Below are 12,533 nucleotides of genomic sequence, written 5' to 3' on the forward strand. Positions count from 1 at the left end.
CACATGTTCATCGAATCCGGAGATTAGAAATGCCAGTTCACGTTCTGCATTACCTGCATGATGGTCGCGCCCAGTGGGGCGTTGTTGCCCATGGCGCAATCACGCCGATACCTGGCGAGTTCAGATCGACCGCCGCATTCATCGAGGCGAACCCGGTCGAACGGCTGCTGTTGCTGGACGGCCCGACGATTCCCGAGTCGCAGGTGCAATGGCTGTCGCCGGTGACCGCGAATCAGCAGTTCATCTGCCAGGGAGCGAACTATCGCCAGCATATGATCGAATCCGGCATGGACCCGGATGCGAAGAAGTTCAACATGATCTTCACGAAGGCGACGAGTTGCATCGTTGCGGCCGACTCGCCGCTCGTGAAGCCGGAGCAGGTGCGATTACTCGATTACGAAATCGAACTCGGTCTTGTCCTCAGACGGGACATCACCTCCCGCGTAACGGTGACGGACGAGAATCTCCACGAATTTGTCGCGGGCGCGGTGATCGTGAATGATTACTCGGCGCGCGACATACAGATTCCGCAGATGCAGTTCTACAAGGGCAAGAGTTATCGGACGTTCGGCCCTGTCGGCCCGTATCTGTGTCTGCTGCAGAAGGAAGAAATTGCGAAGCTGGGCGAGCTCGTACTGACGCTGACGGTCAATGGAACCGTCCGGCAGAACGACACCACGGCGGCCCTCGTCTATGGTCCCGCGGAGACGCTGACCGAGCTCTCAGGCGTACAGGACCTGCACACAGGCGACCTGCTCGCGACCGGCACGCCGTCCGGTTGCGCGTTAATCATTCCGTCACCCGACAAGCAGCGCGCCGCCGCTCAGTTGCCTGAAGCGGAAAAGTGGCGTCTCTTCCTGAATCTGCAGGCCGAACGAACGCAGTATCTGCAGGTGGGGGACGTCGTGGAGGCGAGCATCATCAGCTACGACCGCTCGATCAATCTGGGCGTGCAGCAGAACCGCGTAGTCGCAGAGGCACCATGAAAGGCGTCGCGAACATCCAGGACGTCCGTGCTATGGAAGCGCACGGACAACCCGCGGATCTCCCCACGAACACGTACGAGATGATCTGCCGGGGCGCGGCCATCGATCCATCGGCGCCCGCTCTATCGTTCTTCGCGACAGTCGACGACTACTACGCGAATCCCGAGTGCTGGACATATGCCGAGCTGCTGCGCGACATCACCCGCACCGCGAACATGTTTTCGCGGCTCGGTGTGCAGCGCGGCTCTGTCGTCGCGTACGTGCTGCCCAATCTGCCAGAAACACATTTTGTGATCTGGGGTGCAGAGGCCGTCGGAATTGTCTGCGCAATCAACCCGCTGCTCGAAGCCGCGGCGATCGGCGAGCTGCTCAACGCGTCAGGTGCAACCGTGCTTGTTACGCTCGCGCCATTTCCGGGCACAGACCTCTGGCAAAAAGTCCATTCGATCCTCGACGACATTCCGTCGCTCAAACACGTCGTGCTCGTCGATCTCGCCGAACATGTGACGGGGGAACGGCGAGCGACGGCTTTGAACCGTCAACGCGTCGAATGCCCGAGGCCGCTCGATGGCGGTGACGTGCCACGCGACATTCCAGCGCGCCTCGTCGTCCACGACTTCAACCCGGCAATCGCATACGAATCCAGCACCTCGCTCACCGCCAGGTACCAGATGAAAGCCGACGACGTGTCCTCCTTCTTTTGCACAGGCGGCACGACCGGTCTGCCGAAGATCGCCATGCGCCGGCACGGCAACGAGGTGGCAAATGCATGGAGCGCGGGCCAGTTTTTCGGCGACAGCGTGGGACCCGGGAAGACGATGTTTTGCGGATTGCCGCTTTTTCACGTCAATGCAGCGATGGTGACGGGACTGCTGCCGTTTTCGCGCGGCGCCCATGTCGTGCTCGGTACGCCGCAGGGATATCGCGCAGAGCGCGTTGTCGCGCGCTTCTGGCAGATCGTGGAACGCTATCGTGTCAATTTCTTCAGCGGCGTGCCGACGCTTTACGGGTCGCTACTGGACGTGCCGATCGGTGGCTGCGACGTCAGCTCGCTCGAATATGCGCTTTGCGGCGCCGCGCCGATGCCCGCGGAGTTGCTGCGTGCTTTTCAGGCTCGCACCGGAATCAGGATTCTCGAGGGCTACGGCCTCACGGAAGGCACCTGCATCAGCAGCGCCAATCCGCCGCTTGGCGAACGGCGGCCCGGTTCCATCGGCCTGCCTCTGCCCGGTCAGGCGATGAAGGCCGTGGTCGTCGACGAAACCGGACGGTACGTGCGTGACTGCGCTGTGAACGAACCGGGCCAGCTGGTGATTTCCGGTCCCAACGTGTTCAGCGGCTATGCGAGGCCGGAACAGAATCACGGGATCTGGATGGAACTGGGTGACGGCGGCCGCTGGCTCAATACCGGAGACATCGGCCGTTGCGACGCCGACGGTTATTTCTGGCTCACCGGCCGGAAGAAGGAGCTGATTATCCGTGGCGGACACAACATCGACCCTGCGGCAATCGAGGAACCCCTTCACCGCCATCCCGCAGTCCAGATTGCCGCAGCCGTGGGTCGCCCCGATATGCACGCGGGTGAATTGCCGGTCGCCTATGTCCAGCTAAAACCAGGCACCACCGCAACCGAAGCGGAACTCGTGGAGTTCCTGCGTCACGAGATCAACGAGCGTGCCGCGTGTCCAAAGGGAATACGGATCGTGGATGCGATGCCACTGACGGGCGTCGGCAAGATATTCAAGCCGGCGCTGAGACGGCGCGAAACGGAAGACGCGCTTAAGACGGCACTCGTCGCGGCCGGCGTCGGGGATGCAACCGTTAGCATCATTGAAGACAGCTCGCGCGGGATTTCACTGCACGTCGACCTTCCGGACCCTGCGCTGGAAGCATTGGCGACTTCCGCGCTCGGACGCTTTCCGTTCGCATTTTCGGTCTCGGCTGCCGCGAAGCCACCGAACAATCCTGACAGTCAGGAAGCGATCGGGGTGCCTGGCAGGCCAAGGTAACAGGAGCAAAGACGTTGGCGGGAACGTGAGTCACGTGCAAGGGGCCGGTACCGTACCCGAGACGCCGGTGGCATGAGTCAAGAGCTCAAAACGATTTTGATGGGAAAGAGAATGCGTACTACCTCGGAAAGATCCTTGCGTTCGCTTGTTGAAAAATGGCTCGGTCCAACTTCTGCGGCGCCGGTTCGGGTTACGCGATTCGGTCATGCGGGCTCGAATCGGAAACACCATGTGCGTATCGAACTGATGCTACCGACAGGCCCGGTTGGACTATTTTTCTTCCGGCACCGCGACGGTGCGTGGTGTGTGTTCCCGCCCGAGGCTGAGCGCCTTGCGATGCGCGCTTACTAGCGGGCATGGCGATTGAGGGCAAGCTGTATCAGTACCTGTACGGAACGGAGAGAGTAGAGGTAACTGGACGCCTTAGATCTCGCCACCAGCGGGTACGGTGTAGACGGAACCCCAAAAATCACTCGAAAGCGTTTTTACAAAACGAGTTCGAAACGAGATAAACGTGGTCGAAATATCGGTACAGTCATTTACTTATTTAGTATGACTACGTAACAGATCGCACCGTTGATCTTCATAGCCGGACGAAGAACTATGGAGAACGACACAACCCTCCGGGCCGGAGTGCGGATTGGTTTCACGGCATGCACCCCGGTTCATAAAAATTTCCAGACACCGAGACAGGAGACGACACGTGAAGAATTACAGGCGAATAATCAGCACCGCCGGAATGGCGGCTTGTATCTGCTCGGCCGCGCTTACCGACTATGCCAATGCGCAATCGGCCGGAAGTGTCACACTGTCGACGGGATGGCTTCACATTGCGCCACAGGGCGACGCATCGCCTCTAACCGTGCAAAGCATTGGCGGCGTAACGGTGAATCAGCAGCTACCCGGTAGTGGGGCGCATCCGACTTCTTCGGATACGGTGGGAATTACCACTGAGTACTACGTCACGGACAACATCGGTGTCGCCATGCTATTTGGTCTGCCGATCAAAGTAAATCTGGTTGGCGACGGGACACTACAGAAGTATGGCAACCTCGGCTCGACAAAACCGATGCCGCCCGCCGTCGAACTTCGATACCACCTGTTTTCAGCCGAGTCGAAAGTCCGCCCATTCGTCGGTCTGGGCGTGAACTATACGTGGTTCACCCAGGTCCGGATTTCCAATGGCCAGTTTGTTACTGACAGCCTCGGACCAGGCGGTTCGGCACACGCGGAACTCAGTTCTTCGTGGAACCCCGTATTCGAGATCGGGGCAAATTACGCAATTACCAAACACTGGTCGGTCGGGACCTCCATCGGTTACATACCTGTGAAGACCCGCCTTACGTTAAACGGTCAGACCGCAACGGGAACGCAGGTCGTTTCAACGTCGACGCTTCGGCTTAATCCCCTTAACGTCTTCGTGAACGTCGCCTATACGTTCTAGCGTGCACAAGTCACGGGCGCGCCAACCGGGAGGTTTGAATGCTCATCAACGACATGGGATACGACATATGGTGGCCCATCCTTCTGCAATGGAGTCCGGCGTTCCCCGGTCGCTAACCCACAGCCGGGCATGACAGCTCGCCCGTGCTGTTCGCACGCTCGGGGAAGCGGTCAGTCGTGCCCTCATGCCACCGCTTGCGCAGCAAAGCTTCCCTTTGGATCGGATAATGAAACGACAGGTTCTCAAGACCATTCTCTTTGCCTTACCCAAGGTCCTTGACCTGACGGCACGCCGCTTTCCCGCCTATCGTGATCGCCTGAAGGAGCGGGATCTCGTGGCGTGGCTCGGACTCATGGATGAAAGCATCGGTCGCGTCATCACGTTCAGGAACGGGCGCGTCCGGTCGCGCGCCGGCAGGCATCGGCGCCCCGACGTGCGCCTGGCCTTCAAGGACGTGGCCACCGCCCTGAAGTTCCTGTCGCCCAGGCCGGATCAGGGCGAAATCATCCACGCCGCGAAGAACTTCAAGGTAGTCACCGAGGGCGAGGACGAACTGCTGGTCTGGCTATTGCAAACCCTGAGCATGATGCAGACCGTCGGCCTGCCGATGGGCACGCCCCTGCGCGACGGCACCCGCCGCTACACCACCTGCACCAACGGCGGCCCTCTGTTCGTCTATGTCAAGGACGACCGTGTGGTGCGGGTGACCCCCATCGATCTGGACAGCACGGATGCGCCTAGCTGGGTGATCGAGGCACGCGGACGCCGCTTCAGCCCGCCACGGCGTGGCCTGGTCGCGCCCCACGCCTTGACGCTCAAGTCACTGGTCTACTCCGACAAGCGCATCCTTCATCCCATGAAGCGGGTCGATTTCGACCCTGACGGCGAACGCAATCCCCAGAACCGGGGCAAATCAGGCTATGTGCGTATCAGCTGGGACGAGGCGCTGGACATTGTCGCGAAGGAAATCAACCGGCAGAAGCGCGTTCACGGTCCCGGTTCCATCACCTTCCCCATGTCGTCCCATCACCAGTGGGGCAATGTGGGCTACTACCTCAGCGCGCTGACGCGCTTTGCCAACCTGATCGGCTTCACCCGGGTCGCCGCCAATCCGGACAGCTGGGAAGGCTGGTACTGGGGCGCCATGCATCATTTCGGCAACTCGATGCGCATCGGCGTGCCATCCGGCTATGGCGGCGTCGAGGATTGCCTCAAGGAAGCGGAGATGATCGTCTTCTGGTCCTGCGATCCCGAAAGCACCAACGGGGCCTATGCAGGCTTCGAGGGAACGCCGCGGCGCCTGTGGGCCAAGGAACTCGGCATCGAGTTCGTTCATATCGACCCGCACTGCAATCCCACTGCCCAGTTGCTGGGCGGCCGCTGGATTCCCGTCCGACCGCAGACTGACGCTGCGCTTGCCACCGCCATCATGTACGTGTGGGCCGTGGAGGACTTGTACGACAAGGATTACGTTGCCACCCGCACGACCGGGTTCGACGACTGGAAGGCCTATCTTCTGGGCGAAACCGACGGGGTTCCCAGGACGCCCGAGTGGCAGGAGAGCGAGACCGGGGTGCCTGCCAGGGACGTCCGTGCGCTTGCGCGCCTGTGGGGAAACAGGAAGGTGCATCTCGCCGTCGGGATGACCGGTGCGGGATTCGGTGGTGCGGGCCGTGGCGCGACCGGAGCCCAATGGGCGCGATGCATGATCATGATGATGGCGATGCAGGGCTGGGGTAAGCCGGGGGTCAATTTCGGCTGCCTTGAAGTCGGTGTTCCCCATGACCTCCATTTCTATTTCCCCGGCTACGCGGACGGCGGCATTTCCGGCGACCTGGCGTGGACCGCCAATGCGGTCAACAATTACCAGCGTATGCCGCACATCCTGACCATGAATCCCGTCAGGCAGATGGTCCCGCGGCAGCAACTTCCCGACGCCATCATCAACGGCCATGCCACGGGCTACCTCTGGGACGGCATGTCGCAGGAAGCCCAGTTCGCGCCGTACAGCTACCCGATGCCCGGGTATTCGCCGATCCACATGATCTATCGCTACGGCGGGTCCGCATTCAGCACGGTGACAAATTCCGGGCGCTGGGCCGACGCCTACCGGCACCCCAGCATCGAGTGCGTGGTCAACCAGTCGATCTGGATGGAGGGCGAGGCCCAGTTTGCCGACCTCATCCTGCCTGCGTGCACTGCGCTGGAGCGCTGGGACATCGGCGAATGGTCGAACTCCGGTGGCTATGCGCACCATGGATTCAGCACGGTCAATCATCGTATGATGACGCTCCAGCACAAGTGCATCGAGCCTTTGGGCGAGTCCCGCTCGGACTACGACATCTTCACCGCCATCCTGACCCGGCTGGGCCTGGGCGGGGTGTTCACCGAGGGATGCAGCGAACTGGACTGGGTCAAGCGGGTCTTTGACTCTTCGGATCTGCCCGATCACATTTCGTGGCGCGAGTTCTGTCGCAAGGGCTATTTCGTCGTGCCGCCAGAGAAGCCCGAGTTGCGCCACCCGGTGGACATGCGCTGGTTCGCGGAGGGCCGGCGGAAAGACCTTCACGAACCGCATCCGCTGCCGTCCCAGTTCGCCGACAAGTTCGGCATGGGCCTGCAGACGCCGAGCGGCAAGCTGGAGTTCGTGCCCGAGTTGCTGAAGCGGCACACTGCGGACAATCCCGAGCGGCCAGCGCTCAACCGATATATCCCCTCGTGGGAGGGGCTGCGCTCGGACCTCGTTCAGCGTTATCCGCTGCAGTTGATTGCCACTCACAGCCGTTACAGCTTCCACACCCATAGCGACGGCAAGAATTCCGCGGTTAACAGCATCGAGGACCATCGCGCGCTGATCGGCGGGCACCGCTTCTGGCTACTGAGGCTGAGTAGGGCAGACGCAACCATTCGAGGCATTGCCCATCGCGACCTCGTCAAGGTTTACAACGACCGGGGCGCAGTGATCTGCGCGGCCGACGTCTCGCCGCTGGTCAACGCGGGAGTGGTCAAGTCGTACGAGGCGAGCGCCGAATTCAAACTGATCGAGATCGACGGCGAGTGCGTCGAAATCGGCGGCTGCATGAATATGCTGACTCCCGACCGTTCTCAAACCGCCGGCACGAGCAGCATGAGCCCCAACTCCTGCCTGGTGCAGGTCGAAAAGTGGCGAGGTGCCGAGGCGTTCATGCTCGGCCGCGCAGCGTGAGGAACATGGAATGAGCAAGTGGAATCTGGTTATCAAGGTCGGGCGTTGCGAGAACTGTCAGAACTGCGTCATTGCCGCGCGGGACGAGCACGTCGGCAACGACTTCCCCGGTTATGCCGCACCCGCCGCGGCCAATGCCGACAGTCCCGTGCGCATCCTGCGCCGTGTTCAGGGCGACGCGCATATGGTCGAGAGCACCTATCTGCCGGTGATGTGCAACCACTGCGATGAAGCGCCGTGCATGCGGGTGGGCGGTGATGCCATTCGCAAGCGCGCCGACGGCATCGTCATCATCGATCCGGACAAGGCGCGGGGCCGGAAGGATATCGTGAAGTCCTGCCCGTACAAGGCGATCGTCTGGAACGATGAACTGCAACTGCCGCAGACCTGGATCTTCGATGCCCACCTGCTCGACCAGGGGTGGCCCCAGCCGCGTTGCCAGCAATCGTGCCCCACTGAAGTGTTCGAGACGCTCAGGCTCGATGACGCAGCGATGGCCGAGAAGGCCCGGCGCGAGGGACTCAAGGTATTGCGGCCCAACCTGGGTACAAAGCCGCGCGTGTGGTACAGCGGCCTCGAGCGCTGGGAAACCTGCTTCATCGGCGGAAGCGTCAGCACCCGAATGGGAGACGTGGTCGAGTGCGTCACCGATGCGGTCGTCGTGCTGTACGTCGGCAATCAGAAGATGGCCGAAACTGTTTCAGACGGCTTCGGCGATTTCCGGTTCGACGGTCTCGCGAAGGGAAGCGGGCTCTACCGGGTCGAAATCCGTCATGCCCACGGCAACGCCTGGCGCAAATGCGAACTGGGCGAAAGCGTTTATCTGGGCGAAGTCAGGCTTGTCCAGTCGACGAACGGCGTCGAGGTCGCGCCATCATGAGCACTGCAACGAAGCTGCTTTGCCTGAGACCAGCGGACCTCATCCGACTGGAGACCCGAAGGACCGCGATGCCACGACCCGGAAAAGGCGAGGTTCTGGTCCGGGTCGAGGCCACTTCAGTCAATCCCATCGACGTCAAGCGCGCCAGGGGGTACGGCCAGCGTCTGCTGAGCCTCAAGGGGGCAGGAAAGTTTCCTCTGGTCCTCGGCAACGACTTTGCCGGAGAGATCGTTTCCGTCGGCGCCGGTGTCGGCCAGTGTGGACCGGGCGACAGGGTCATGGGGTTGGTGCCTACCGGCAGGAAAGGCGGTGCGCATGCGACGCACCTGACGGTGGACGCCCGCCTGGTGCGGCCGGCGGTCGATGGTCTTGCCTCCACGGCACTGGCGGCTTTTCCCTATACTTTTACCACGCTCTGGCTGGCGCTCCGCGGCGCTGGGATCAATGAAGGCAATGCAAAAGGCCAGAAGGTGCTGGTACACGGTGCATCGGGGGGGCTCGGCCAGTTGGCGCTTCAGATCCTTGCGGCCTGGGGGGCTTCAGTCACCGCCATCTGCAGCACGGCAAATATCGAACTCTGCCGGAATCTCGGCGCGACAGCAGTATGGGACAGAACCCGCTGCCGCCTGGAGGAACTGCCCGATCATTTCGATGCCGGCCTGAATTTCGGCGCCTGGGAAGATGAGGCAACCCTTCTTGGCCACCTCCGGCAGGGAGCCCTGGGATACGTTACGACCGTTCATCCCCTGCTGGGAAACATCGACCGTTGCGGTCTTCTGTCGGGAGCCTGGCGTTCACGCCAGGACTGGCGGTTTATGCAATCGCTGGCCAGCGCAAAGGGCGCCCGCTACCGCTGGATCGTGTTCCAACCGGACGAAGGCGCTCTCGACATGCTGCACCAGTTCCTCGCGAGGGGCGCGCTGACACTGTCCGTCGGCGTCTCGGTGCCTTTTGCCAGTGCAGACCTGGCGTTCGAGCACGCCGCCCGGCACAGGAAAGGGCGCGCGATCCTGCTTCCTACCGGGGCTCTGTCAAGTTGACGAGCGTAGACTACCTGTGGCTAAAGCGTAGTTATCCTTATCAAATAGCTATCTCGACTCCGGAAGGGACAGTCCAGCCATGCCATATGGCAAGCTTTCGTTAACCAGGGCGTAATGACATGCCACATTCATCCGCGTCTGGAGCCGCCACCCGATCCGCAGGCACGACCGCCAGATGCGCGGCTGTCGCGACCCATCGCACGCAGGCGTTACTCTCATACTTCGGCCCCATCCGGTTGTTCTCGGCGCGGTTGGTCACGCGTGCGGCCGCTTTGACAAAACGTGCTTTACCTGAGCGAGCTCGGGGATAGCCTTTGCCGCCGGATAACTGCACAGCTGGTCGGTAACGATCCGGCGCGGCGCCGGGTTTGAACCCCGCACCCGCCGGAACAGGCGCGTTGCCGCAGCGTTGCCGCGCCGCTCTTGCACCGGCACGTCGAGTTCGGCGTCATGCTCGTTGGTCCCACGCTCCATGAGATCGTGCCTGGTGATGCCCGCCTTGCGTCACGCCGACGACAGCAGTCTCCACCAACTTGAGCTTTTATCCCGAAGTCGACCACGCCGACGACCGGCGCATTGAATGGCATGCGTACGCACGGCGTGACGAAGCTGCACACTGGTACGAATCCGCTCCACACGCACCTGAACCTCGTCTACACATTCTAAAGTTGGCTGCGGGCTACGCTCCGCGGGAGTTTGGCTGGACCGCAGATGGGAAGGGCGCCGCCCACATGGACGGGACAGGACAGAGCGAGGCTCGCCCGACCGGGCCGGGCAGGCAGGCAGGACCTTGGTCGGCTGGATGCGGGTCGGTCTGATATTCCATGGCGATACGCAACGCGAAGCACCAGCGACTGGCGTCTTTTGCAGCACCGGGCTGCGGACGTCCGCTTCGACTCGCGCCCGTTTCGATGCCTGTGATGGGTGTGGTGGGGGGAGACGCTTCCACGTCGGGTCATTCCGCTGTTCGGTATGACGTTTCCGCCGTCTGCGTTCACGTCAATGGAGATTTTATTGCGCATGTTGACATAACGATCAATATTGAGTCTAATATCACTATGAAGGCGTAACCGCTCTCACGATGGAGGGCGGTGTGATGGACGCAGCCACGCGGCTGGCGCGTAGTCGGACATTGCGGGGAACATCATGCAGGTATCGCAACAGCGGGCACGTGTGCGCGCTGGAGTCACGCGAGAACCGATCGGGCAGAGCCCTCGATATCGGGTCATTGGCAGCCATGGCGTCAGGCCGTTCGTCGCTTTACTCACTCCCCGGTGCACCTGGCGCAAGGCCGTTGAAGTCACTCAGCGGTTCGTCCGCTCAGGGGACACTCGCCTTGCGCCCGCGGTGCGGGCTTCGCTCGACTCACTTGGGAGCGCTGGTAGACGTCACCTCGAGCCGGTGTGCCAGGTGAGTTCGTGGACATCGCCGACCGACGGCATTCTTTCGTCTTCGAATGTCCGGGACCGCCTCATTTTCGGTAGGCTGGTGGAGCTCGTCGAGGCAACCTGGTGAACGCAACGCTCCTATCAGCAATGGCGGCACTGTTCGGCGCATCGATCGCTGGCCTGACATCCGTTGTCACGCAACGAACGCAGGCCAAGGCAGAGTGGCTTGCGCACGATCGCGTCCGCCGGCAGGACCTCTATAACGAGTTCATTGAGGAGGCGTCGCATTGCTATGTCCACGCACTTCAGCACGATGAGCCGGACCTTGCTGCTCTCGTCAGTCTGTTCGCGAAGATAAGCCGTATACGTGTCCAATCCTCGACAGAGGTTGCGCGAGAAGCCGATCAGGTTGGCCGGAAGATTGCGGATACGTACCACGCCCCGAAAAGGACGTTCCTTCAACTGCGCGAGATGCTCGCCGACGGTTCGATCGACATCCTCGGCCGGTTCAGCGACGTTTGCCGCGCCGAATTTGATTTGCTGCGGGCGCAGCAGTTCCAGTGAAGAATCGACCCCCAGGTGTGCGGGAACTGCCGGGTTGGGGCGTGTCCTTGTCAAATCCTTTGTGCAATGAATATTGCGCAAGCCGCCATCTGACACGTGCGTGCGTGTGATGGCGGCGCAGATAGCGATCTGATCGGTACGGTATGCCATGAAACGGGAACGCCTGACACACGCACAGCGCAGGGAGCAAACGCGAGAGCGCCTGCTCGGCGCTGCGCGCAAGATTTTCCTCGAAAAGGGATTGGCCGCAAGCGTCGAGGACATCGCCAAGGCCGCCGGCTACACGCGGGGCGCGTTCTACTCGAACTTCCACGGTAAGCCGGACCTGCTGCTTGAGTTGCTTCGCCGGGACCACGATAGCGTGCTGGCGAAGCTGCAGGCGGTCATGGTAAAGGGCGGCACGCCCGCGGAAACGAAGGCGCGCGCGATCGCGTACTACAGCCGGGATTCTGGTGATCAAGATCTTTTTCTGCTTTGGGTCGAAGCAAAACTACTCGCCTGTCGGGACGCCTGGTTTCAGGAGCGCTTTAACGCGTTCCGGCATGAAAAGCTCAAGCAGATCAGCGCGTACGTCAGCAGGTTGTCGGAGCGCGACGGCAGGCCATTGGCCCTGCAGCCGGACGCGCTCGCGCTCGGCCTGGTGAGCCTGTGCGATGGCGTGCAGCTTTCCAGAATGTGCGATCCGGAGACGGCGAGTGACGACGTGACGCGAACCGTGCTTGCAGGATTTTTTTCGTGCGTATTGTGGCCACAACCGGAACAAATGCAGCAAGCCGATCATCACGCGGGCGTCGACGATATCCGTGACAGGCGTCCAGCGCGATGAAACTGAAAGCAATTGCCCAGGATAACGCGCTGTTCCGTGCTCAGTCTGCCGATCGTCAGAACGGGGCGCCCCGACAGGGCCCTTCGGTTTCGTGCGGTCGGCGCCAGAAGTTGTGTATGTCAAGCTGTCAAAGGAGATAACCATGTTTTACGACCACACGAATTTCCGGATTATCGATCACCGAAGCGGTA

8 protein-coding genes and 1 pseudogene are annotated in these 12,533 nt (G+C 61.4%); 7 read left to right on the forward strand and 2 right to left on the reverse strand.

From position 1 onward, the window contains the following. Positions 1–29 precede the first annotated feature (29 nt). From L0U84_RS42485 to L0U84_RS42515, 6 genes are all read left to right on the forward strand, one after another. Positions 30–986: a fumarylacetoacetate hydrolase family protein gene (locus L0U84_RS42485; RefSeq protein WP_233860100.1), complete on the forward strand. Its 957-nt coding sequence runs from the start codon at positions 30–32 to the stop codon at positions 984–986. Beyond that, on the forward strand, positions 983–2,995 hold the full coding sequence (locus L0U84_RS42490; RefSeq protein WP_233860101.1) for an acyl-CoA synthetase: 2,013 nt from the start codon (positions 983–985) through the stop codon (positions 2,993–2,995). Before L0U84_RS42485 ends, L0U84_RS42490 begins: the two co-directional genes overlap by 4 nt. Positions 2,996–3,734: 739 nt before the next feature. Beyond that, entirely contained in the window at positions 3,735–4,439 is a 705-nt protein-coding gene (locus tag L0U84_RS42500) for an OmpW/AlkL family protein (protein ID WP_233860383.1), read from the forward strand. Positions 4,440–4,665: 226 nt separating this feature from the next. Beyond that, positions 4,666–7,644, forward strand: coding sequence for a molybdopterin-dependent oxidoreductase (locus tag L0U84_RS42505; RefSeq protein ID WP_233860102.1), 2,979 nt, complete (start codon positions 4,666–4,668; stop codon positions 7,642–7,644). Positions 7,645–7,654: 10 nt separating this feature from the next. Continuing rightward, a complete protein-coding gene (locus L0U84_RS42510) occupies positions 7,655–8,524 on the forward strand; it encodes a 4Fe-4S dicluster domain-containing protein (RefSeq protein ID WP_233860103.1) in 870 nt (289 codons plus the stop codon). Continuing rightward, the gene (locus L0U84_RS42515; protein ID WP_233860104.1) at positions 8,521–9,564 is read left to right on the forward strand and encodes an alcohol dehydrogenase catalytic domain-containing protein; all 1,044 of its coding nucleotides are present in this window, start codon (positions 8,521–8,523) and stop codon (positions 9,562–9,564) included. Before L0U84_RS42510 ends, L0U84_RS42515 begins: the two co-directional genes overlap by 4 nt. Positions 9,565–9,799: 235 nt before the next feature. Here L0U84_RS42515 and L0U84_RS42520 read toward each other — a convergent pair. Next, a pseudogene (locus L0U84_RS42520) lies at positions 9,800–10,026 on the reverse strand (DDE-type integrase/transposase/recombinase); the annotation flags it as partial. A 1,067-nt stretch (positions 10,027–11,093) separates the two neighbouring features. Continuing rightward, positions 11,094–11,666, reverse strand: a complete 573-nt coding sequence (locus L0U84_RS42525) for a hypothetical protein (RefSeq protein WP_233860106.1) — start codon at positions 11,664–11,666, stop codon at positions 11,094–11,096. Here L0U84_RS42525 and L0U84_RS42530 point away from each other — a divergent pair. Next, the gene (locus tag L0U84_RS42530) at positions 11,665–12,342 is read left to right on the forward strand and encodes a TetR/AcrR family transcriptional regulator (protein ID WP_233860107.1); all 678 of its coding nucleotides are present in this window, start codon (positions 11,665–11,667) and stop codon (positions 12,340–12,342) included. The two genes, L0U84_RS42525 and L0U84_RS42530, sit on opposite strands and share 2 nt — an antisense overlap. Positions 12,343–12,533: the final 191 nt, after the last annotated feature.

Origin of the sequence: Paraburkholderia sp. HD33-4 (genome assembly GCF_021390635.1) — a bacterium.
GTDB lineage: Bacteria > Pseudomonadota > Gammaproteobacteria > Burkholderiales > Burkholderiaceae > Paraburkholderia.